Source organism: Duganella sp. 1411 (assembly GCF_017833525.1).
In the GTDB taxonomy this organism is placed as follows: Bacteria; Pseudomonadota; Gammaproteobacteria; order Burkholderiales; family Burkholderiaceae_D; genus Rugamonas.
Map to the genome: position 1 here is coordinate 789941 of NZ_JAFICD010000003.1, position 20796 is coordinate 810736.

The 20796-nt window shown below is 66.0% G+C and carries 21 protein-coding genes; 13 read left to right on the forward strand and 8 right to left on the reverse strand.

Features of this window, described 5'->3' with window-relative positions; all coding sequences use genetic code 11:
* Positions 1–34 precede the first annotated feature (34 nt).
* Both JOD97_RS20515 and JOD97_RS20520 read right to left on the reverse strand, forming a co-directional pair.
* Positions 35–1732 carry a M28 family peptidase gene (locus JOD97_RS20515; protein WP_209722397.1) on the reverse strand — a complete coding sequence of 566 codons (1698 nt, stop codon included), beginning with the start codon at positions 1730–1732 and terminating at the stop codon, positions 35–37.
* Positions 1733–1762: 30 nt separating this feature from the next.
* Positions 1763–2671 (reverse strand): LysR family transcriptional regulator, encoded by a 909-nt coding sequence (locus JOD97_RS20520; protein ID WP_209722400.1) that lies wholly within the window; start codon positions 2669–2671, stop codon positions 1763–1765.
* A gap of 104 nt (positions 2672–2775) precedes the next feature.
* Here JOD97_RS20520 and JOD97_RS20525 point away from each other — a divergent pair, with 104 nt between their 5' ends.
* From JOD97_RS20525 to JOD97_RS20535, 3 genes are all read left to right on the forward strand, one after another.
* Positions 2776–3774: an aldo/keto reductase gene (locus JOD97_RS20525; protein ID WP_209722403.1), complete on the forward strand. Its 999-nt coding sequence runs from the start codon at positions 2776–2778 to the stop codon at positions 3772–3774.
* A gap of 158 nt (positions 3775–3932) precedes the next feature.
* Complete coding sequence (locus JOD97_RS20530; protein WP_209722406.1) at positions 3933–4292, forward strand: DUF4148 domain-containing protein; 360 nt, start codon at positions 3933–3935, stop codon at positions 4290–4292.
* A 173-nt stretch (positions 4293–4465) separates the two neighbouring features.
* Entirely contained in the window at positions 4466–6097 is a 1632-nt protein-coding gene (locus tag JOD97_RS20535) for a methyl-accepting chemotaxis protein (RefSeq protein ID WP_209722409.1), read from the forward strand.
* 140 nt (positions 6098–6237) lie between these two features.
* Here JOD97_RS20535 and JOD97_RS20540 read toward each other — a convergent pair whose 3' ends face one another.
* The 3 genes from JOD97_RS20540 to JOD97_RS20550 form a co-directional block, all read right to left on the reverse strand.
* Positions 6238–6651 carry a hypothetical protein gene (locus tag JOD97_RS20540; protein ID WP_209722412.1) on the reverse strand — a complete coding sequence of 138 codons (414 nt, stop codon included), beginning with the start codon at positions 6649–6651 and terminating at the stop codon, positions 6238–6240.
* Positions 6652–6669: 18 nt separating this feature from the next.
* Complete coding sequence (locus tag JOD97_RS20545) at positions 6670–8274, reverse strand: methyl-accepting chemotaxis protein (protein ID WP_209722415.1); 1605 nt, start codon at positions 8272–8274, stop codon at positions 6670–6672.
* A 90-nt stretch (positions 8275–8364) separates the two neighbouring features.
* Complete coding sequence (locus tag JOD97_RS20550) at positions 8365–8961, reverse strand: NADPH-dependent F420 reductase (protein WP_209722420.1); 597 nt, start codon at positions 8959–8961, stop codon at positions 8365–8367.
* Positions 8962–9075: 114 nt separating this feature from the next.
* Here JOD97_RS20550 and JOD97_RS20555 point away from each other — a divergent pair, with 114 nt between their 5' ends.
* Entirely contained in the window at positions 9076–9975 is a 900-nt protein-coding gene (locus JOD97_RS20555; RefSeq protein WP_209722424.1) for a LysR family transcriptional regulator, read from the forward strand.
* A gap of 160 nt (positions 9976–10135) precedes the next feature.
* Here JOD97_RS20555 and JOD97_RS20560 read toward each other — a convergent pair whose 3' ends face one another.
* Positions 10136–10762: an OmpW family protein gene (locus JOD97_RS20560; protein ID WP_209722427.1), complete on the reverse strand. Its 627-nt coding sequence runs from the start codon at positions 10760–10762 to the stop codon at positions 10136–10138.
* A 179-nt stretch (positions 10763–10941) separates the two neighbouring features.
* Here JOD97_RS20560 and JOD97_RS20565 point away from each other — a divergent pair, with 179 nt between their 5' ends.
* Genes JOD97_RS20565 through JOD97_RS20600 form a run of 8 tightly spaced genes read left to right on the forward strand, consistent with a single transcriptional unit; the run spans position 10942 to position 17247 of the window.
* Positions 10942–11445: a (2Fe-2S)-binding protein gene (locus JOD97_RS20565; RefSeq protein ID WP_209722431.1), complete on the forward strand. Its 504-nt coding sequence runs from the start codon at positions 10942–10944 to the stop codon at positions 11443–11445.
* Positions 11442–13625, forward strand: a complete 2184-nt coding sequence (locus JOD97_RS20570; RefSeq protein WP_209722433.1) for a molybdopterin cofactor-binding domain-containing protein — start codon at positions 11442–11444, stop codon at positions 13623–13625. Before JOD97_RS20565 ends, JOD97_RS20570 begins: the two co-directional genes overlap by 4 nt.
* 11 nt (positions 13626–13636) lie before the next feature.
* Complete coding sequence (gene soxX / locus JOD97_RS20575; protein ID WP_373999899.1) at positions 13637–14095, forward strand: sulfur oxidation c-type cytochrome SoxX; 459 nt, start codon at positions 13637–13639, stop codon at positions 14093–14095.
* A complete protein-coding gene (locus JOD97_RS20580) occupies positions 14092–14541 on the forward strand; it encodes a SoxY-related AACIE arm protein (RefSeq protein ID WP_209722436.1) in 450 nt (149 codons plus the stop codon). Before soxX ends, JOD97_RS20580 begins: the two co-directional genes overlap by 4 nt.
* Positions 14541–14867, forward strand: a complete 327-nt coding sequence (gene soxZ, locus JOD97_RS20585) for a thiosulfate oxidation carrier complex protein SoxZ (RefSeq protein WP_209722439.1) — start codon at positions 14541–14543, stop codon at positions 14865–14867. Before JOD97_RS20580 ends, soxZ begins: the two co-directional genes overlap by 1 nt.
* Positions 14864–15625 (forward strand): sulfur oxidation c-type cytochrome SoxA, encoded by a 762-nt coding sequence (gene soxA / locus JOD97_RS20590; RefSeq protein WP_209722442.1) that lies wholly within the window; start codon positions 14864–14866, stop codon positions 15623–15625. Before soxZ ends, soxA begins: the two co-directional genes overlap by 4 nt.
* A 30-nt stretch (positions 15626–15655) precedes the next feature.
* Positions 15656–15979 (forward strand): c-type cytochrome, encoded by a 324-nt coding sequence (locus tag JOD97_RS20595; RefSeq protein ID WP_209722446.1) that lies wholly within the window; start codon positions 15656–15658, stop codon positions 15977–15979.
* The gene (locus JOD97_RS20600) at positions 15976–17247 is read left to right on the forward strand and encodes an NAD(P)/FAD-dependent oxidoreductase (protein WP_209722448.1); all 1272 of its coding nucleotides are present in this window, start codon (positions 15976–15978) and stop codon (positions 17245–17247) included. Before JOD97_RS20595 ends, JOD97_RS20600 begins: the two co-directional genes overlap by 4 nt.
* Positions 17248–17257: 10 nt before the next feature.
* Here the strand turns inward: JOD97_RS20600 and JOD97_RS20605 are convergent, their stop codons facing one another.
* Together JOD97_RS20605 and JOD97_RS20610 are read right to left on the reverse strand one after the other, a co-directional pair.
* Positions 17258–17998 (reverse strand): ABC transporter substrate-binding protein, encoded by a 741-nt coding sequence (locus JOD97_RS20605; RefSeq protein ID WP_209722451.1) that lies wholly within the window; start codon positions 17996–17998, stop codon positions 17258–17260.
* Between the two features lie 53 nt (positions 17999–18051).
* Positions 18052–19611, reverse strand: a complete 1560-nt coding sequence (locus tag JOD97_RS20610; RefSeq protein WP_229264583.1) for a YsnF/AvaK domain-containing protein — start codon at positions 19609–19611, stop codon at positions 18052–18054.
* A 186-nt stretch (positions 19612–19797) separates the two neighbouring features.
* Between JOD97_RS20610 and JOD97_RS20620 the strand changes: the two genes are divergently transcribed.
* Positions 19798–20715, forward strand: a complete 918-nt coding sequence (locus tag JOD97_RS20620; protein WP_209722455.1) for a hypothetical protein — start codon at positions 19798–19800, stop codon at positions 20713–20715.
* The last annotated feature ends 81 nt before the right edge of the window (positions 20716–20796 follow it).

The window sequence follows — 20796 nt, forward strand, 5'->3', positions numbered from 1 at the left end:
ATAAGGATTCAAGGGAAGCGTCCGCCCACGAGGGCTAACGCGCGGAGTCGGCGCCGGATTTGCGCCTGAACTCGGCATTGGGCTTCCACTGCGGCGCGTCCTTGCCTTGCGCGATCTGGTAACCGGTCTGGAATAACAAGGCGATGTCCTCCACCGTGCCGCGCGTGTCCCACTTCGGATCGACCACGTCGTTGACCGTGTGGTATTGCTGCGTGCTGTAACGCATCAGCTTTTCGCGGCCGTACGCGGCCGGCTTGCCGATGAAGTCGAGGCTGTCGCTGAGATACACCACCGGCACGCCGGCCTTGGCGAATTCGATCTGGTCGCCACGGTAGAAGTTGCCGTATTCGCCGTTGCTGTCCGGCCGTACGCTGCGCCCCTGGCCCCGCGCCACCTTGACGACCACGTCGTCCGCCGTCGATTGGCCCATGCCGCGCAATTCCACCGTGCGCGTGCGGCCCCAGACATTCATGCCCTGCAGGTTGATGTTGACCAGCGTTTTGTCGATCGGATACAGCGGGTTGCGCGCGTAATATTTGGCGCCCAGCTGGCCCCGCTCCTTGCCCGTGGTCGCCAGGAACACGATCGTGCGCTTGGGCGCGACCGGCAGCGCCTTGTACGCCTTGGCGATTTCCAGCAAGGCGGCGACGCCGCTGGCGTTGTCCAGCGCGCCATGGAAGATTTGCTGCGTGCGCGGGCCGTTCAAGGTTTCATCGATGCCGAAGTGGTCCCAGTGCGCGCTGTACACGATCACTTCGTTCTTCAGCTGCGGATCGGAGCCGGCGATGCGGGCGACGACATTGTGCGAGTCGACCTGGCGCCAGGCGTTGAGCTCGCTTACGCTGAGCTTGACGCCCAGCGGCACCGGCTTGAAGTCGCGCGACAGCGCCTGCTTTTTCAGGCCGTCGAAATCGTAGCCGCCGGCCTTGAACAGCTCGCGCGCGCGGTCGATCTGCAGCCAGCCCGGCACGGCCGGAAAGTCCGGGTCCGGCGCCTTGTCGTAGATGGCGAAGTTTTCGCGGCTCCAGCTGTTGCGCACGACCTCGTACGGGTAGGCCGCCGGCTTGGCTTCGTGCACTATCAGCGCGCCGGCCGCGCCCATTTTCGCGGCCATCTCATATTTGTAGGCCCAGCGGCCGTAGTAGGTCATCGCGTTGCCGCCGAAGACTGCCGGGTCCAGCCGCTTGGGATGCTTGGGGTCGGGCAGCGGCGGGTCGTTGATCAGCATGAGCAGGGTCTTGCCCTTCAGATCGGCGCCCTTGTAGTCGTCCCAGTGGTATTCCGGCGCCTGCACGCCGTAGCCGACGAACACCAGCTCGGAGTCGGTGACGTCGATTTGCCGCTCGGCCCGCGCCGACCACGCCACATAATCGTCGCCGAAGATGAGCTGCGTGCTGCGGCCGTCCTTGGCGTAGCTCATCGTCGGGTGGCTGGAGATGCCCACCGTCGGCACCCGTTGCAGATAGGTGCCGTCCGGGTTGCCCGGTTCCAGCCCCAGTTTGCGGAACTGTTGCTGCAGATAGTCGATGGTGAGCGTTTCGCCGCGCGTGCCGGGCGCGCGCCCCTCGAATTCGTCCGAGGCGAGCGTGGTCACATGCTCGAGCCAGCTGTCGCCGTCGATCTTTTGCAGCGCGCCTTGCAGCATCCGCGCCGGCGTCGGCGCGGGGGGCGTGGCCGCCAGACTGGTGCAGGAGTACAACGCCAGCAGCGCCGTCGACAGGGGCAGTTTCATGAAAATTAGGTTTGTTAAGGGACGATAGCCTCATTCTGACACATTTTGTTGCCCAATGACACTAATTAACCAGTCGACAAACACCCGCACCCGTGGCGACAGGTGGCGATTGTGCGAATAAACGATGTTGAGCGGCATCGGCGCCGGCCGCCACGCGGGCAGCACCTGCTCCAGCCGGCCGGCCGCCAGCAGCGGCATGACGCTCTCGCCCGGCACCTGGATCAGTCCCAAACCCGCCACGCAGGCGGCGATATAGGCCTCGGTGCCGCTGACGGAGACCTGGCTGCGCATCGGCAAGGTGCGCCCGATGCCGTCGGCGTCGACGTATTCCCAGTCCATGTCGCGCCCCGTTTGACTGGAGAAAAAATTCACCGCGAGGTGGTGTTGTAAATCGTCCAGTGTGCGCGGCCTGCCGTGGCGCTCCAGATACGCCGGCGACGCCAGGTTGATCTGTTCCATGGTGCCGAGGCGGCGCGCCACCAGGGTCGAATCGCGCAAGGTGCCGCCGCGCACCGCGCAGTCGATGCCTTCGCCGACCAGGTCGGCGTAGCGGTCGCCCGAGCCCAGCCGCACCTGGATGCCCGGGTGGCGCCGGAAGAAATCCGGCAGCGCGGGGATGACGACCAGGTGCGCCAGCCGCTCCGGCAGCTCGACCCGCACCGCGCCGCCGAGCAGCCGGCCGTCGCCGGCGAACAGGCCGTTGATGTCCTCGAGGTCGTTGAGCAGGGCGGTGCAGCGCTCCAGGTACTGCGCGCCCTCGGCCGTGAGGCTGACCTTGCGCGTGGTGCGCTGGAGCAGGCGCACGCCGAGCTGCTGTTCGATCGCTTGCACGGCGTTGGTGACGGTCGGCTTGGGCAGGTTCAGGCGCTCGGCGGCCTGCGTGAAGCTCTTGCAGTCGGCTACCGCCTGGAAGATGCGCATGCCCTTGAGCTGGTCCATGATTGTTATGTTTTTTCGAATGAAGTAATGGATTTGCGCATATTTATTATGGCTATCGATAATAGCATAATGACTACTCCGCTGACCTTCTCTGGAGCTACATCATGCAAACACGCAAACTTGGCCGCACCGGCCCGCAAGTCTCGCAACTGGGCCTGGGGCTGATGGGCATGTCCGACCTGTACGGCCCGGCCGACCGCGCCGAAAGCCTGGCCACCATCCACGCCGCGCTCGACGCCGGCGTCACCCTGCTCGACACCGGCGACTTCTACGGCATGGGCCACAACGAGTTGCTGCTGCGCGAGGCGCTGGCCGCCGGCGGCCGCGAGCGCGTCAATATCAGCGTCAAATTCGGCGCGATGCGCGATCCGGACGGCAACTGGATCGGCTACGACGCCCGCCCGGCGGCCGTCAAAAACTTCGCCGCGTACAGCCTCAAGCGGCTGGGCGTCGAGCATATCGACATCTACCGCCCCGCGCGGCTGGACCCGGCGGTGCCGATCGAGGACACCGTCGGCGCCATCGCCGAGCTGGTCAAGGCCGGCCGCGTGCGCCACATCGGCCTGTCCGAGGTGGGCAGCGAGACCCTGCGCCGCGCCCACGCCGTCCATCCGATCGCCGATCTGCAGATCGAGTATTCGATGATTTCGCGCGGCGTCGAGGACGGCATCCTGCAAACCTGCCGCGAGCTGGGCATCGGCGTGACCGCCTACGGTGTGCTGTCGCGCGGCCTGATCAGCGGCCACTGGAGCAAGCAGCGCGCCGGCGAGGCCGATTTCCGCGGCCGCGCCAGCCCGCGCTTCCAGGGCGACAACCTGGACCACAACCTGGGCCTGGTGGAAAAGGTGCGCGCCATCGCCGACGAGCTGGGCGTGTCGGTGGCGCAGGTGGCGATCGCCTGGGTGGCGGCGCAGGGCGAGGACATCGTGCCGCTGGTGGGCGCGCGCACCCGGGCCCGCCTGACCGAGGCGCTGGGCGCGACCGCGCTGCGGCTGACGGCGGCCGACCTGGCGCGGCTGGAAAAAGCGGTGCCGGCCGACGCCGCCGCGGGCGAGCGCTACAACGCCCACGCGACGGCCGTGCTCGACAGCGAAAAACGCTGATGGCCGCCGTTTGATCGGATAAGCCGATGGATTTGACCGGAAAATTGCGCTTTTTTATCCGAATTTTTAATACTAAGATGACTTATCGACAAACACAGCAGCACACGGCCGATAAGCGCTCTCAGGAGCATTACGCTAATCAGATAAGGAGCAATAACATGAACGTCAAATCCATCCTCGCATCCGTTTCCCTGCTGCTGGCCGCCGGCGCGGCTGTGGCCCAGGGCCCGGCGGGCCAGTTGACCCGCGAACAAGTCATCGCCGAGACGGTCGCCGCGCGCGCCGCCGGCCAGCTGGACCAGAACGAGGCGACCATCAATCAATCGTTCCTGGCCGCGTCGACCAGCACCCGCAGCCGTGCCGAGGTGGTGGCCGAGACCATCGCCGCCCGCGACGCCGGCCAGCTGGACCGCAACGAGGCCTACGACGACGTCAGCTACATGACGCCGCGCGTCAAAAACGCCGACGTGAAGGCGCAACTGGCCGCCAAGACCGTCAAGGGCGCCAGCGCCCAGTAAGGCGGCCTCCAAAGCGGCCTCGACGGCCGACAAAAAAGCGCCCAACACGAGTGCGCGGCGATGAAAATCGGCCGGCACTCGTGGCATTCCCAAATAAACAACAGGGTAGCGCTATCCTGCCCCCGCATTTAACATTTTTCGGTATAGTTTCCTGTAGAAAACAGGAGACTATCATGAACAAATTGTCCTTCCAGCAGAAGCTTTGGGTGCCGCTCATTTGCAGCCTGCTCTGCATCACCGCGATTTTCCTGTACCAGACGATCCAGATGCGCTCGGTGCGCATCGAGGAACGCAGCAACGAATTGCGCCACATCGACGACGCCGGCCTGAGCATTGTGAAGCAGTTCGGCGACAAGGCCGCCGCCGGCACCATGCCCAAGGAAGAGGCGCAAAAGCAGGCGATGGCGCTGATCAAGGGCCTGCGCTATGGCAAGGACGGCTACATCACCATCACCACCGGCACCGTCTCGCTGATGAATCCTTTCAAGGCGGAAAACGACGGCAAGGACATGGCCGATTTCAAGGACCCGAACGGCACCTATCTGTACCGCGACATCCAGGCGGCCGGCGCCTCGCCGGACGGCGCCGGCTTCGTGCGCTACTGGTGGATCCGGCCGAACACGACCGTGCCGGTGCCCAAGATGAGCCGCGTGCAGCATTACGCGCCGTGGAACTGGGACCTGACCACCGGCGTGTACATGGATGACATCGACGCCGCCTTCCGCACCTCGCTGCTGCAATCGGCCGGCGTGCTGGCCGGCGTGTGTCTGCTGCTGTGGGCCATCGTCAGCAGGGTCAACAAAAGCCTGCGCCACACCATCGGCGGCGACCCGGACTACGTCAGCCAGGTGGCGCTGCAGATCGCCGGCGGCGACCTGAGCACGACCATCAAGACCCACGCCTCCGACAACGCCAGCATCCTGTACGCGATGAAATCGATGCAGGCGCGGCTGGCCGAGACCATCGGCGAGATCCGCCGCAGCGCCGACACCATCGCCACCGCGTCGAGCGAGATCGCCTCGGGCAATATGGACTTGTCGGCGCGCACCGAATCGCAGGCCAGTTCGCTGGAGGAGACGGCGGCGTCGATGGAGGAATTGACCTCGACCGTGAACCAGAACGCCGACAACGCGGTGCAGGCCAACCAGCTGGTCATGTCGGCCTCGGCGGTGGCGGAAAAGGGCGGCAAGGTCGTCTCGCAGGTGGTGCAGACGATGGACACGATCAATGCCTCGGCGACGCGGATTGTCGACATCATCTCGGTGATCGACGGCATCGCGTTCCAGACCAACATCTTGGCGCTGAACGCGGCCGTCGAGGCGGCGCGCGCGGGCGAGCAGGGCCGCGGCTTCGCGGTGGTCGCCTCCGAGGTGCGCAACCTGGCGCAGCGCTCGGCCGGCGCGGCCAAGGAGATCAAGGAGCTGATCAACGCCTCGGTCGACAGCATCAGCGCCGGCAGCGCGCTGGTGGCGGAGGCCGGCACGACGATGGACCAGGTGGTGGCCAGCGTCTCGCGCGTGACGCAGATCATGTCGGCGATCACCGCCGCCTCGAGCGAGCAGAGCACGGGTATCGGCCACGTCAACACGGCGATCACGGAGATGGATTCGGTCACGCAGCAGAACGCCGCGCTGGTCGAGCAAGCGGCGGCGGCGGCCGGCAGCATGCAGGAGCAGGCCGGCAATCTGGCCGAGTTGGTGAGCCGGTTCAAGCTGAACGAGGATCCGCAGGCCGCGGTGATTGGCCGTCCGGCGGCGCGCCCGGCGCTCAAAGCGGCGCCGCGCCGCGCGGCGTTGTCGCGGTAAGTACCACGGCGGGATACATGTTCACCCTCGGGCAAACATGTTTATCCCTCCGGGAAACACGTAGGGCGGATTAGCGCAGCGTAATCCGCCAATGTATGCGCCGTCAGCGGCCCAAGAACGGCATGTAACGGGGGATAGTGTTACTGCGCCGGCTCCAGCACCGCCGCCTCGAACACCAGCTTGCCCCCGTCCACGCGGAACACGCCGATCAATTCCCCGCCGTCGCCTTTGACATCCGGATACTGCGTGCAGGTTTGCGTCTCGACCTGCCACATGTCCTTCCCCGAGCGCAACGTCCAGACGTTATCCCCGCCCGACAGCAATTCGATCTCGACATCGTCGGCCGGCATGTCCTCGAGCTCGATGCGCCGCAAACACTGGGGCAAATGCTGCATGATCAACTCCACGCTGCTGGCGCTGCTCCAAAAATACTTCTGCGTCCGATGCACCGTCAGCGCATGCTCCGGGTTGCCGCTTTCCGGATAATAGGACACCGAATCGTCGACGCATGCCGTCAGCATCAGGGACATCAGTACGATCAGTATCTTGCGCATGGGCTGGCTTCCGGTCTGCTATCGAGTGTGCAACATTATAGCCGTCCCCGGCGCCTCCAAGCGCGCCACCGCCGCCCCGGCGCCGGTTTTGAAGAAGCCCACCACCCTGGCCAACGCCTCGGCCTGCTCCTGCATGCTTTGCGACGCGGCCGCCGCCTGCTCGACCAGCGCGGCGTTCTGTTGCGTGACCTCGTCCATCTGCGTGATGGCGATGTTGATCTGCTCGATGCCCGTGGTCTGTTCCAGGCTGGCGGAAGTGATCTCGCCCATGATGTCGGTCACGCGGCGGATGCTGTCCACGATGTCGCCCATGGTCTGGCCGGCCTCGTTGACCAGCTTGGAGCCGTCGTCGACGTTGGCCACCGAGGCCGAGATCAATTGCTTGATCTCCTTGGCCGCCGCCGCCGAGCGCTGCGCCAGGTTGCGCACCTCCGACGCCACCACCGCGAAGCCGCGACCCTGCTCGCCGGCGCGCGCCGCCTCTACGGCGGCGTTGAGCGCGAGGATGTTGGTCTGGAAGGCGATGCCGTCGATGACCGAGATGATGTCGACGATCTTGCGCGACGAGGCGTTGATCGAACCCATGGTGTCGACCACCTGGGCGACGATGGCGCCGCCCTTGCTGGCCACCTCCGACGCGCTGCGCGCCAGCGTGTTGGCCTGGCGCGCGTTGTCGGCGTTCTGCTTGACGGTCGACGTCAACTCCTCCATCGACGACGCGGTTTCCTCCAGCGAGCTGGCCTGGTGCTCGGTGCGCGAGGACAGGTCCATATTGCCGGCGGCGATTTCGTTGGAGGCCACGGTGATGGTGTCCGTGCCTTGCCGCACCTGGCCGACGACGTTGAGCAGGCTGTCGTTCATGGCCTTGAGGGCGCCCAGCAGACGCCCGGTTTCGTCGGTGGCATGCACCTCGATGCGGGTCGACAGATCGCCGGCGGCCACCGTCTCGGCCAGGTCGACGGCGGCGTTGAGCGGCACCGTGATCGAGCGCGTGATGAACCACGCCACCGCGCCGCCCAGCGCCACCGCCAGCAGGCCGAGGCCCACGATCAGCGCCTTCGATGTGCCCAGCACCGCCTCGACCTCCTGGCCGGCCTGTTTGGCCTGCGCGCTTTCGTAGGCCAGGATCTCGTCGAGCGCCTTGAGCACCCCCTGCATGGCGGGTGCGGCCGTCTGCGTCAGATAGGTGGTGGCGTCCTGGATCTCGCCGTCCTTGCGCAGTTCGATGACCTTGTTGTTCTTGGCCGCGCCGTCGTTGATCAGCGTGTCCAGATTGGCCAGCATGGCTTTTTCCTTGTCGTCGGTGGCGCGGTCGGACAGGATTTTTTTGGCATCGCCATACCTCTTGCGCGCCTCGGCCATCTTCTGCAGCTCGGCGTTCATCTCCGGCGTGCCGGGTACCACCAGGGCGTTCGTCAGATGCAGCGTGATGTTGCGCACGTTGTTGACCATGTGGTTGGCCGCTTCCAGCTTGACGTTCTTGTCTTCGATGATGTCGTGGGTGCGGCTGCCGATGCGGCCCATGGAGCTGAGTCCGAGGACGACGACGGCCACCAGCAGCGCCAGGACGATGGCGAAGCCGGCGCCGAGGCGCGTGCCGATTTTGAGGTGATCGAGCATCATGGCGGCATTCCTTTAGTTCACAGGGGCAATGGTCTTCAATATACCCCGTCCTTGCCGTTTAAAGGAATGCGCTGTCGTGGTGCAGCAACGTTAGCCGAATTTGACCAGGTTGAGGACCGGCAGCGGGCCGCCGGGGAACTGCGCCAGGCGTCCGCCGCCGTCGAGCGTGCCGAGATCGACGCCGGCAAAACCAAGCCGCTCGATCAACTGGGCGACGGTCTTCTTGGCGTCGGCGTCGTCGCCCGAGTAGAACAGCACGCGGCGTCCGCCCTCGGCTTGCGGATCGCTTTGCAGCAGCGCCGCCGCCAGATGGTTGAAGGCCTTGACCACGCGGGCACCGGGCAGCAGGTCGGCCAGCACCAGGCTCGAAGCGCGGCCGCCCAGATCGACCGCCTGGAACGACGGCACCTCGAGGGCGTTGTTGGCGTCGATGACGATGCGGCCGTTCCACGCCGGCAGATTGCGCACCGCTTCCGGGATACGGCCCCACTGCACGGCCAGGAAGACCACGTCGGCCCGCGCGGCCTCCTCGATCGTCACCGGACGGATGCCGGGCAGCTCCTGGTGCAGCGCGGCCAGCGACTCGGGACCGCGGCTGTTGGCGATGCTGGCGGCGATGCCGGCGCGGGACAGGCTGCGTGCGATGGCGGAACCGATGGCGCCCGCGCCGATGATAGCGATGTTCATGATGTGTTTCCCTTCAATGTTTGGTTTCGATGAGTTCAGTATGGCCTTCGCCACTTGCTATCGGTAGTAGTAGCTTGTTAGTATCAGCTTCAACCAAACGTTGAAAGTATCGCCATGGAAACCCTGTCCAACCTTGAATCCTTCGTCCGCAGCGCGGAATCGGCCAGTTTTTCGGCGGCGGCGCGGCGCCTCGCGCTGACGCCGGCCGCCGTCAGCCGCAATGTGGCGCAGCTGGAGCGCAACCTGGGTGTGCGGCTGTTCCAGCGCACCACGCGCGGCCTGACCTTGACCGAGGCCGGCGAACGGTTTTTGAATTCCGTCGGCCCGGGGCTGGACGGCATCCAGGGCGCGATCGCGGAGGTGACGGCCAAGGCGGGCGAACCGGCCGGCGTGCTGAAACTGAGCATGGCGCCGGGCTTCGGCCGCAAGTGCGTGCTGCCGCTGATGCCGGCGTTTATGGCGCGCTATCCGTCCGTGACGCTGGACGTCAATATGGACAACCACCGCGTCGATCTGGTGGCCGGTGGCTTCGACGCGGCGATCGGCGGCGGCTTCGAGCTCGCGCCCGGCGTGGTGGCGCGCGAGTTGATGCCGGTGCATGGCGTGGCGGTGGCGTCGCCGGCGTATCTGGAGGGGCGCGGGGTGCCGGCCACGCCGGCCGATCTGGCGGCGTTCGACGCCATCGTCATGCGCTCGCCGCAAAGTGGAAGGGTCAAGCCGTGGCAGATGCGCAACCGGCGCGGGGATACGATGCCGGCGGATTTGCGCGCGCGCGTGGTGCTCAACGATCCGGATGGGATTTGCGGCGCGGCGTTGATGGGCATGGGAGTGGCGTTGCTGGCGACGACCGATCTGGAGTCGCATTTGGAGACGGGTGCGTTGCGGCGCGTGCTGCCCGATTGGTATGTGGATATCGGCGTGATCTCGCTGTATTTCACGAGCCAAAAGCTGATGCCCGCGAAAACGCGGGCATTTGTGGATTTTATGACCGCCGCGTTTCGCGAGCGGCGGTGATCACGTTATGGGCCGCTGGCGGATCATGGCCGATTACGGCGTACCGCCTAATCCGCCCTACGTGTCTCCAATGCGGACCGGAGAATGTGAATGAATCTGGAATCACGTAGGGCGGATTAGCGTAGCGTAATCGGCCATGCATGCGCCGCCCACGACACCATTAGAACCGGTAACCGACACCCACCCCGATCATCAACGGATCGACCTTGACGCGGCTGACCTTGGCGCCGCCGACCATCACGTCGCTGCGGATCTGCGCCTTCTTGACGTCGAAGTTGATCGACCACTGTTTGGCGACGGCGTAATCGACACCGGCCTGCAGCACCAGCCCGACGCTGTCATGTTCCAGGCTGCCCTGGCCATTGAGCAAACGCACCTTGGAAAGCGTGGTGTAATTGATACCCGCGCCGACATACGGCTTGAGCGGCGCATCCGGCGTGAAGTGGTACTGCACCAGCAGCGACGGCGGCAGGTGCTTGAAGGAGCCGATGTTGGCGCCGTCCAGATAGACGTTGTGCTTTTGCGGATAGGTCAGCACCAGTTCCGCCGCCAGGTTCGGCGTGAAGAAGTACGATACGTCGACTTCGGGAATGGTCTTGTCGCTGACTGTGAGGCGGTCGGAGGCGCCGACGCCGCCGACAGGATCCGATTTGTCGGCCGTGTTCAGATTGACGGCGCGAACGCGCACCAGCCACGGCGATTCCTGCGCCACGGCGCTGCTCATTGCGACACCCGTCAGGCTCAGGGTGGCCAGTACTGCTGCTGCGATTGCCTTGGACTTGCTCATTTCACTTCCTCTTTGATGTCGTCGTTAAGTAACGCTTCAAAGTCTATTGATCCGGAGCATGAAAATCTTTGATCCAAGTCAAAAATGGAAATATTCCGTGCTTGCTGCAGAGTTAATGTAGTGGGTGTAGTATCACCGCAGGTGTATTCGGGCAACCAAGAAAATCCAGGGAGAAGTGCATGGCCAAGTTGAACGTCAACGGCGTGGTACGCGAATTCGAGGCGGAGGAGGACACGCCGCTGTTGTGGGTCATACGCGAACAACTGGGACTGACCGGCACCAAGTACGGTTGCGGCGTGGCGCAGTGCGGCGCCTGCACCGTGCATATCGACGGCGAGCCAACCCGCAGCTGCGTGCGGCCCGTGTCCACCGTCACCGCCGAACAAAAGATCACCACCATCGAGGGCTTGTCCAAGGACGGCTCGCACGCGATCCAGAAGGCCTGGGCCGCGCTGGACGTGCCGCAGTGCGGCTTCTGCCAGTCCGGCATGATCATGGCCGCCGCCGCGCTGATACGCGAAAAGCCGAAGGCCACCGACGCCGACATCGATGCGGCCATGACCAACATCTGCCGATGCGGCACCTACAACCGGGTGCGGGCGGCGATCCATGTGGTGGTCAAGGGCGGTGATCCGAACAGCGCCGGCCTCAATATCCAGCACGTGGAAGGGGCCAAGGCATGAGCGCCGCGGTCCATTCAGTATCGCGCCGGGGCTTTTTGAAAGGCGCGGCCGCCGGCAGCCTGGTGGTGGCGTTCCATATCCCGTTCGAGGCGGCGGCGCAGGGCGCTCCCGCCTCCAAGGGCATTCCCGAGGTGAACGCGTGGGTGGTCGTCAAGCCGGACGACACCATCATCATCCGCATCGCCCGCTCCGAGATGGGGCAGGGCACGCTGACCGGCCTGGCGCAGCTGGTGGCCGAGGAGCTGGACGCCGACTGGAGCAAAGTCACCACCGAGTATCCGACGCCGGGCCAGAACCTGGCGCGCAAGCGCGTGTGGGGCAGCTTCTCCACCGGCGGCAGCCGGGGCATCCGCGAATCGCACGACTTGGTGCGCAAGGGCGGCGCCACCGCGCGCACCTTGCTGGTGCAGGCGGCGGCCGACGCGTGGAAGGTGCCGTCGTCCGAATGCGTGGCCGCCGTCAGCGTGATCACGCACGAGGCGAGCGGACGCTCGATCAGCTACGGCAAGGTGGCGGAGGCGGCGTCGAAGCTGACGCCGCCGGCCGAGGTCATGCTCAAGGACCCGAAGGACTGGAAGCTGGTCGGCAAGCGCCTGGCCCGCCTCGACACGGTGGACAAGACCACCGGCGCGCAAATCTACGGCATGGATATCAAGATGCCAGGCCTGCTCAACGCCGCGATCAAGGATTGCCCGGTGTTCGGCGGCACGGTCAAGAGCTTCGACGCGGCCGCGATCGAAAAACGTCCCGGCGTGAAGAAGGTGTTCAAGGTCGGCGACAGCGCGGTGGCGGTGGTGGCCGATACGTGGTGGCGCGCCAAGTCGGCGCTGGACGCCCTGCCCATCGAATGGGACAAGGGCCCCAACGCGAATTTGTCGAGCAAGGACGTGGCGGCGACGTTGAAGGCGGCGCTCGACGCGCCCGAGGCGGTGGTGGGCAATGCCAACGGCGACGCGAAGGCGGCGATCAAGTCGGCGGCGCGCACCATCGAGGCGGTGTATTCGTTCCCGTGGCTGAACCACGCGACCATGGAGACCATGAACGCGACGGTGCTGTGGACGCCGGAGCGCTGCGAGGTGTGGACGCCGACGCAGAACGGCGAGGCCGCGCTGGCGGCGGCTTCCGAGGCGGCGGGCCTGCCGGCGGCAAAGTGCGAGGTGTACAAGATGCACCTGGGCGGAGGCTTCGGCCGGCGCGGCGCCTCGCACGACTGGGTGACGCAGGCGGTGAAGATCGCCAGGGAGATGCCCGGCACGCCGGTAAAGCTGATCTGGACGCGCGAAGAGGACATGCTGCACGGCCGCTACCATCCGATCACGCAATGCAAGCTGACCGCCGGCCTGGACGCCAAGGGTAATGTGACGGCTCTGCACATGCGCATCGCCGGGCAGTCGATCCTCGCCTCGCTGGGCATGGCGATCAAGGATGGCAAGGACCCGGTGGTGTTCCAGGGGCTTAACGCGCCGGGGCCGGAGGCGTCGATCGGCTATTCGTTCCCCAACCTGCTGGTCGACCACGCGATGCGCAACCCGCCGGTGCCAGCCGGCTTCTGGCGCGGCGTGAACCTGAACCAGAACACGATTTACCTCGAATGCTTCATCGACGAGATCGCGTATGCGACCAAGCAGGACCCGCTGGCGCTGCGCCGCAAGCTGATGGCCGAGCATCCCAAGCACCTGGCGGTGCTCAACGCGGTGGCCGAGAAGGCCGGCTGGAGCAAGCCGGCGAAGAAGGGTGTTTATCGCGGCCTGGCGCAAACCATGGGCTTTGGCAGCTACGTTGCCGCATGTGCCGAGGTGTCGGTCGACCAGAAGACCGGCAAGGTGAAGATTTTGCGCATCGTCGCGGCCACCGATCCGGGATACGCCGTCAATCCGCAGCAGATCGAGGCGCAGATCGAGGGCTCGTTCGTGTACGGGTTGTCGGCGGCGCTGTACGGCGAATGCACGCTGAAGGACGGGCAGATGGAGCAGACCAACTTCGACACCTACCCGGTGCTCAAGCTCGACGAGATGCCGAAGGTGGAATCGATCATCATGCCGTCGGGCGGATTCTGGGGCGGCGTGGGCGAGCCGACGATCGCGGTGGCCGCGCCGGCGGTGCTGAACGCGATCTTCGCCGCCACCGGCAAGCGCATACGCGATCTGCCGCTGAAGAACCATAGCCTGAAGAAGGCGTAAGGGGCGACGGCGTGGCCGCGCGGATAGTTGGCGTCGCCGCCGCCGTGGCCTTATCTGTCATCGCGCGGCCGGCGATGGCCGATCCGGGTTACGTGATCGACGGCGACGGCATCGCGGCGCCGCTGGCCGGTGCCGTCGCCGGCGATGCGGCGCGTGGACGCGCGCTGGTGGCGAACCGGCAGGCCAGCCTTTGCCTGCTATGCCATACCGGCCCGATTCCCGAGGAACGCTTCCAGGGCGACCTGGGGCCCGACCTGCAAGGTGCGGGCCGGCGCTGGAGCGCGCCGCAGCTGCGGTTGCGCATCGTGGACGCCGGCCACTTCAACCCGACGACGATCATGCCTTCCTATTACAAAACCGATGACCTGAACAGCGTGGCGCCGGCCTTCCAGGGCAAAACGATCCTCACCGCGCAGCAGATCGAGGACGTGGTGGCGTGGTTGCTCACGCTGAAGGAGCAAACACCATGAAGCGCCGCGACGTGCTGGCCGCGGGCGCCGGACTGGCGATGCTGGCGCTGGTACGCCCGGCGTCCGCCACCAGCGAGGAAATGGCGGCGGCGATCGATCGCTTCACCGGCGGCGTCAAGCCGACCGAAGGCAGGATGACGTTCGATATCGCGCAGTTGATCGACAACGGCAACGCGGTGCCGGTGACCATCGCCGTCGACAGCGCGATGAGCGCGGCCGACCATGTCAGCGCGATCGCCATCTTCAACGAGCGCAATCCGCAGACCGATGTGGCGGTGTTCACGCTCGGGCCGCGCGCCGGCAAGGCGCAGGTGTCCACGCGCATACGGCTGGCAACGTCGCAAAAGCTGACGGCGGTGGCGCGCATGGGCGACGGCAGCTATCGGTCGGCATCCGTCAGCGTGATCGTCGCGTTGGCCGCCTGCGTGGAAGGCGAGGCTCCCTGATGGCGCGCGCTTTGATCCACATGCCGGCGACGGCCAGGCGCGGCGAGGTGATCGAGATCCGCGCGCTGATCGGACATCCGATGGAAACCGGTTATCGGCCCGGCGCCGACGGCAAGCTTATCCCGCGCGACATCATCCGCAAGTTCGTGTGCCGCTACAACGGGGAACAGGTGTTCGGCGCGGAGCTGCACCAGGCGGTATCCGCCAATCCGTACATCAGCTTTTTCACCGTCGCGACGGAGACGGGGACGCTGGAATTCACGTGGGAAGGCGATCAGGGTTTCGCCCAGACGGAGAAGATGAATCTGACCGTGGGCGCGGCATGAGCCGGGCGCTGTGCTGCCTCGCGGGCGTGTTGATGCTGGGGGCGGCCGGCGCCGAGGATGCGCGCCGCTCCGGCAGTGAGTTCATGAGCGCTTCCACGCAGGCGATGCAGCGCGACGACACGCTCAATCCGGCCATGCTGTGGATCAGCGGCGGCGAGGCGCAGTGGGGCGCCGCCGCCGGCAAGAGCGGCAAGTCCTGCGCCAGCTGCCATGGCGAGGCGAAGCAGGGCATGCGCGGCGTGGCGGCGCGGTATCCGGCTTTTCACGCCGCGAGCGGGATGACGATCGATCTGGGGCAGCGCATTAATATGTGCCGCGAGCGCAAGCAGCAGGCGCCGGCGCTGCGGGCGGAGAGCGAGGAGCTGCTTGGGCTGGAGGCGTATGTGGCGCTGCAGTCGCGCGGGATGCCGGTGGCGCCGCCGGCGGATGCGGGGACGCGGGCCTCGGCCGCGCGGGGCAGGGAATTGTATGTGCGGCGCATCGGGCAATTGAATTTGTCGTGCGCGCAGTGTCACGATCAGCAGGCGGGCAAACGTCTGGCGGGCAGCACGATACCGCAGGCGCATGCCGCCGCGTATCCGATTTATCGTCTTGAGTGGCAGGCGGTGGGATCGTTACAGCGGCGCCTGCGCAATTGCATGAGCGGCGTTCGGGCCGAGGTGCCGGCGTTTGGCGCGCAGGAGCTGGTCGATCTGGAAGCCTGGTTGGCCGTGCGCGACAAGGGCATGAAGATCGAGACGCCAGGTGTAAGGCCGTGACGTTGTTGGTTTATATTCCGAGGGGTCGCTATGTTATTTAAAATTCTCGCGGTTGCGATGCTGTCGCTGGTCGCCGCCGGCACCGGCGCCACGACCATCTCCCCCGGCGCGCGCCTCGCCGCCAACTGCGCCGCCTGCCACGGCACCAACGGCGACACCAAAACCGCGCCGAATTTCGCCACGCTACCCGGTCTGGCCGGGCAGCCTCGCGAAAATCTGGCCGCCAGCCTGCGCGCCTTCAAATCCGGCTCCCGTCCATCGACCATCATGACGCAGATCGCCAAGGGCTACACCGACGAACAGATCGAACTGCTGGCGGCCTTCTTCGCCGCGCAAAAGAAAGCGACGCCATGAGACGCCGTCAATTCATCCAGGCCGCCGGCGCCGTGCTGGCATCGACCACCGGCTGCGCCGGCATCGTCGGCAAGGCCAGGCCGCAGGTCGTGGTGGTCGGCGGCGGCTACGGCGGCGCCACCGCCGCCCGCTACGTGCGCATGTGGAGCGAAGGCGCGATCGACGTCACGCTGATCGAACCGGATACAGGGTTCATCTCCTGCCCGTTGTCGAACCTGGTGCTGGGCGGCTCGCGCCGCATCGCCGATCTGACCATGTCGCTCGACGCGCTGGCCGGCAAACACGGCGTGCGCATCGTGCGCGATACCGTGACCGCCATCGACGCCGACCGACGCACGCTGGCGCTGGCCGGCGGCGGCAAGCTGTCCTACGACCGCCTGATCGTCTCGCCCGGCGTGGAGTTCATGTGGGACCAGTTGCCTGGCATGCTGAAGCCCGGCGCGCGCGAGACGGTGCTGCACGCGTGGAAGGCCGGTGCGCAGACCGTCGCGCTGCGCGCCCAACTGGAGGCCATGCCCGACGGCGGCGTGTTTGCGATGACCATTCCGCCGGCGCCGTATCGCTGTCCGCCGGGGCCGTACGAGCGCGCGTCGCAGATCGCTTTCTACTTCAGCCGGTTCAAGCCCAAATCGAAGGTGCTGATCCTCGACGCCAACGACGACGTGGTGTCCAAGGGGCCGCTGTTCAAGAAGGTGTGGAAGGAGCGCTATGGCGGCATCGTCGAATACCGGCCGTCGTTCCGTACCGCCGATATCGATGCGGGCGCGCGGACGGCGGTGTCGGAGCTGGACGACCGGGTGCGGGCGGACGTGCTCAATGTGATTCCGCCGCAGCGCGCCGGGGCCATCGCGGTGCAAAGTGGGCTGGCCAATGTCAACGGGCGCTGGTGCGGGGTGGATTTCCTGGGCTTCGAATCGACGCGGGCCAAGAATATCCATGTTCTCGGGGATGCGATCCAGGCGTCGCCGTTGATGCCCAAGTCGGCGCACATGGCGAACCAGCATGCCAAGGTGTGCGCGGCGGCGGTGGTGGATTTGTTAAACGGCCGTGCGCCCGATCCGCATCCGATGCTGACCAATACGTGTTACAGCTTTATTTCGGATACGGAGGTGATTCACGTCGCTTCGGTGCACGCGTACAGCGCGGAACAGAAGACGTTGCTGGTGGTGTCCGGCTCCGGGGGAGTTTCGGCCGGGCCGAGCGCGCTGGAGGGGGAATACGCAATGAATTGGGCGCGTAACATTTGGGCCGATACCCTGGGCGCGTGAATCGCCCCCGCTATCTGTATCTTGCGAGGATCTGGTCGATGCTGCCATCTTTGAGCATGGTCTCGATGACACTGTTGACTTGCTCGAACGGCACCTGCGACTTGCGCGAGAACGCGCATTGCGCCTTGAAGTTGATGAACACCAGCTCCGGACGCAGATGCAGCGCCGGATGCTGGCGCTGCAGGTAGGACATCGTGGTCTCGCCGATGACGGCGTACTGCGTCTTGCCGGCCAGGATTTGCTGGATGTTCTGCTCGATCGTGAGCGCGTCGACCCGCGTGAAGCCCTTGCCCAGCACCTGCTCGATGCGCGGATAACGGTAGCCGGCCACCGTGCCGACCGGCTTGTTGCGCAAGCCCCGCAGCGAACCGACGACCGGCGCGTCGCCCCGGGCCACCACCATTTCGGTGTCCGGCAGCAGCGGCGTGCTCCAGTGGTAGTCGCCGTCGATCCAGAACGGCATGACGTAGCACATGCCGTCGGCGCGGCCGCTGCTGAGGACCTGCTTGACGCCCGGCACGTCGACGCTGAGGTAGACCGGGCGCCGGCCCAGCCGCCTGGCCATGGCGTCGCCCAGGTCCTTGAGGATGCCGCCGGTGAGGATGCCGTTCTCGAAGCGCACGATCGGCATGGCCTGGTCCAGCGGCGCGATCATGACGAAGTCCCCGGACGCGGCCTGCACGGAGGTCGAGGCGCATAGCGGCAAGATCGTCAGCAACGTGGCCACTATGCGCAGGGCGGTTTTGGGCATGTCCGGTTATCCAGGAGGAGGAAATCCCCCATTATAAGGCGGACACGACAGCTTCAGGAGGTCATGCGGTCCCAGCCCTCGCGGATCGCCGCCTTGAACCTGTCCCACGCCGATTGCGGGTGGCGGCTTTCCCAGTGGCTGCGCAGTTCGGGTTCGACGTCGTTCCACGGCCGGCCCCGGTAGGCGGCGTCGGACGCCATCGACCAGCCGTAGCGGTAGGCCGGGTCGTAGTCCTCGTAGCGGCCGCCGGCGCTGGCGTAGTTGCTTTGCCAGTGGCTGCGGAAATGGGTGTCGAGATCGGGCGCGAGTTGCTCGACCTCGACCTGGGTGCTGCGCACGGTGTCGCTGACCTGCTCCTGCCGCTCGGACACCTCCTTGCCGACCACGACCTCCTCGACCACGCGCGCGCTCTTTTGCACCACCGCCTCCTCGGCGCTCTCGCGCAGCTCGAAGGTCTTTTCCTGGAACGCCGGCACCTGGTCCGGATCGATGGCCTGGTCGACCGGACGGCGCTCGACCGTGACGTGTTCCTCGCGCAGGGTGACGTCCTGCTGGACCGGCGTTTCGATCACGCGCTGGAACACGCGCACGCCGCCGCGCTGCACGGTGCGCTTGCCCACCTTGAGTTCCTCCTGCACGACCGGGATCGCCTGCTGCTCCAGCGTCGCGCGCTGCATCGAGCCGGCGGCGGCCGACTGCCCGCCTTGCATGGTGCCGGCCGCCGCCGGGGGCGCCGACTGCATGCCGGCGGCGGCCGTCTGCGCGTCCTGCAGCGAGCCGGCCGCGCCCTGGTAGGTTGGCGGTGGCGGCGCCTGCCCCGACAGCCCCTGCTGCTCTTCGATGTTGAGCGGGCCGAAGCCCTCGATGATGTCGCTGGCGCGGTCGATCTCGTCGTCGGTGGCGGCATCGACCGTCAACACGGTGTTGCCGCGGTTGATAGCACTGCTGTAGTAATGTTTGTCGGCGTTGTCGTCGGTGCCGAACAGGCTGTTGAAAAAGTGCATGATGCTGCCGGCGATGCCGTCGTCGGCGCCGGGCTCGGTGCTTTGCCCGGCTTGCGTGCCGGCGCCCGACGCCAGCCGCACGGCGCTGCCGCTGAAACCTGCGTTGAGCAGTTCTGCCTTGGCGCGGTCGGCGTCGCCGCGGTGTTCGAATACTGCCGCCAGTGTGTGTGTCATGGTTGCTTCCTTGGTGAGTGGGGATTGCCCGCCGTTGCCGTCGTCGAAGCGCTCGACCGTCACGTGCTCCGCGCGCAGCGGCACCGTTTGCCGGTGCCGGCTGGCGTGCCGCAGCCGCGTGATGTGCAGTTCCTCCTTGATGCGGTAGCGTTTTTCCACCACCAGCACTTCCTCCAGGACGGGAACGATGAAGGTGTCGCCCTCGTAGCGCGCGGCGGGAGGCGCGCTGACGACGCGGTCGACCGGCACATGCCGGACATCGAGCTCGTCATGCCACACGGTCTGGTCGACCTCGTGCGGCTGACTGCGCACGTGCTTGCGCACGCGCACGCCCCGGCCGGTGTCGGCCAGGCGCGTGCCCACATGCAAACTCTCCTGGACCACGGGCAGCGTGACCGTCTCGTCCTGCGGTGGAATGTCGGGTTCGTTGGCCATGGTGCGGAGGGGCGGCGCTTGCAACGGGATAGCCAGTCTACGTCGCCGCCTTGGGGGCGGGCGCCCGTTTGCCGGTCAGAAAAAGGGGACCGCCATTTTCCTAGAGGCAAGCGGGCGCTGACTTCCCAGCTTACAACGTAAACTGAATTTGCAATCGACCCCATGCGTTTAACCGAGGAGCTCATCATGACCCATACATTGGCAGCCGTATTTGAAACCCGCGCCGAGGCCACCAAGGCTCAAGAAGAACTGATCCTGAATGGATTCGATGGCGGCAGCATCCAGATCACCGATTCCGGCAGCGCGGCCGGCAGGGCCCGCATCGACGACGACGCCTCGATCCTGGGCAACATCAAGCAGATGTTCAGCGAGCTGATTGGCCGGGAGCACGCCGACCGCCACGTCTACGCCGAGGCGTTGAACCGAGGCCACACCGTGCTGACCATCGAGACCGAGGACATGGCCAAGGCCGACCTGGCCGCCGACATCGTCGAAGACTTCAACCCGATCGACATCGACGAGCACGAAACGATGTGGCGCGCCAGCGGCTGGACCGGCGCGGAAATCCTGCGCAGCGGCACCGGCATGCAGCAGACCACGGTGGGCGCGCTGCAAAGCGCCCCCGAACCGCACGGCATCCGTCCGCGCGAGGAGGCGGTCGAGTTCGTGCGCTCCGAGCAGGGACAGCTGACGCAGGGCTCGCTGCAGCGGGGCGAAGTGATCTCGCCGGACGGCCCGTTCGCCGGCGACCCGCTGGCCGAGGGGCAGCGCACGGTGCAGCGCAGCGGCATGCGCATCTATCCGCGCGATGCCGAGGGGCCGAACCAGGACAGTTTGAATATCCTGCGCGGCGACCGCACCGACGACGGCGACGAGTATTTCCGCTCGCACTGGGAGAAAACGTACACCGGCGGCACGTACCAGGAGTACAACCCGGCGTATTTATATGGCGAATCGATGGCCGGCAGCCCGGCGTATCAGCAGAAGCCGTGGGAGCACGCCGAGCCGGAACTGCGCACGACCTGGGAAAACACCTATCCGCAATCGAGCTGGGAAAAGTTCAAGGACGCGGTGCGGGCCGGCTGGGAGCGTGTAACGCGATAACTGACGATGGATTTACGCGGAGACACGTAGGGCGGATTAGGCGGCACGCCGTAATCCGCCATCTATGAGCCGCTGGCGGCG

Bases quoted from the DNA above. Each gene is read 5' to 3' on its own strand.
- JOD97_RS20515 (WP_209722397.1), bottom strand. From the start codon at position 1,732: ATGAAACTGCCCCTGTCGACGGCGCTGCTGGCGTTGTACTCCTGCACC.
- JOD97_RS20520 (WP_209722400.1), bottom strand. From the start codon at position 2,671: ATGGACCAGCTCAAGGGCATGCGCATCTTCCAGGCGGTAGCCGACTGC.
- JOD97_RS20525 (WP_209722403.1), top strand. From the start codon at position 2,776: ATGCAAACACGCAAACTTGGCCGCACCGGCCCGCAAGTCTCGCAACTG.
- JOD97_RS20530 (WP_209722406.1), top strand. From the start codon at position 3,933: ATGAACGTCAAATCCATCCTCGCATCCGTTTCCCTGCTGCTGGCCGCC.
- JOD97_RS20535 (WP_209722409.1), top strand. From the start codon at position 4,466: ATGAACAAATTGTCCTTCCAGCAGAAGCTTTGGGTGCCGCTCATTTGC.
- JOD97_RS20540 (WP_209722412.1), bottom strand. From the start codon at position 6,651: ATGCGCAAGATACTGATCGTACTGATGTCCCTGATGCTGACGGCATGC.
- JOD97_RS20545 (WP_209722415.1), bottom strand. From the start codon at position 8,274: ATGATGCTCGATCACCTCAAAATCGGCACGCGCCTCGGCGCCGGCTTC.
- JOD97_RS20550 (WP_209722420.1), bottom strand. From the start codon at position 8,961: ATGAACATCGCTATCATCGGCGCGGGCGCCATCGGTTCCGCCATCGCA.
- JOD97_RS20555 (WP_209722424.1), top strand. From the start codon at position 9,076: ATGGAAACCCTGTCCAACCTTGAATCCTTCGTCCGCAGCGCGGAATCG.
- JOD97_RS20560 (WP_209722427.1), bottom strand. From the start codon at position 10,762: ATGAGCAAGTCCAAGGCAATCGCAGCAGCAGTACTGGCCACCCTGAGC.
- JOD97_RS20565 (WP_209722431.1), top strand. From the start codon at position 10,942: ATGGCCAAGTTGAACGTCAACGGCGTGGTACGCGAATTCGAGGCGGAG.
- JOD97_RS20570 (WP_209722433.1), top strand. From the start codon at position 11,442: ATGAGCGCCGCGGTCCATTCAGTATCGCGCCGGGGCTTTTTGAAAGGC.
- JOD97_RS20580 (WP_209722436.1), top strand. From the start codon at position 14,092: ATGAAGCGCCGCGACGTGCTGGCCGCGGGCGCCGGACTGGCGATGCTG.
- soxZ (WP_209722439.1), top strand. From the start codon at position 14,541: ATGGCGCGCGCTTTGATCCACATGCCGGCGACGGCCAGGCGCGGCGAG.
- soxA (WP_209722442.1), top strand. From the start codon at position 14,864: ATGAGCCGGGCGCTGTGCTGCCTCGCGGGCGTGTTGATGCTGGGGGCG.
- JOD97_RS20595 (WP_209722446.1), top strand. From the start codon at position 15,656: ATGTTATTTAAAATTCTCGCGGTTGCGATGCTGTCGCTGGTCGCCGCC.
- JOD97_RS20600 (WP_209722448.1), top strand. From the start codon at position 15,976: ATGAGACGCCGTCAATTCATCCAGGCCGCCGGCGCCGTGCTGGCATCG.
- JOD97_RS20605 (WP_209722451.1), bottom strand. From the start codon at position 17,998: ATGCCCAAAACCGCCCTGCGCATAGTGGCCACGTTGCTGACGATCTTG.
- JOD97_RS20610 (WP_229264583.1), bottom strand. From the start codon at position 19,611: ATGGCCAACGAACCCGACATTCCACCGCAGGACGAGACGGTCACGCTG.
- JOD97_RS20620 (WP_209722455.1), top strand. From the start codon at position 19,798: ATGACCCATACATTGGCAGCCGTATTTGAAACCCGCGCCGAGGCCACC.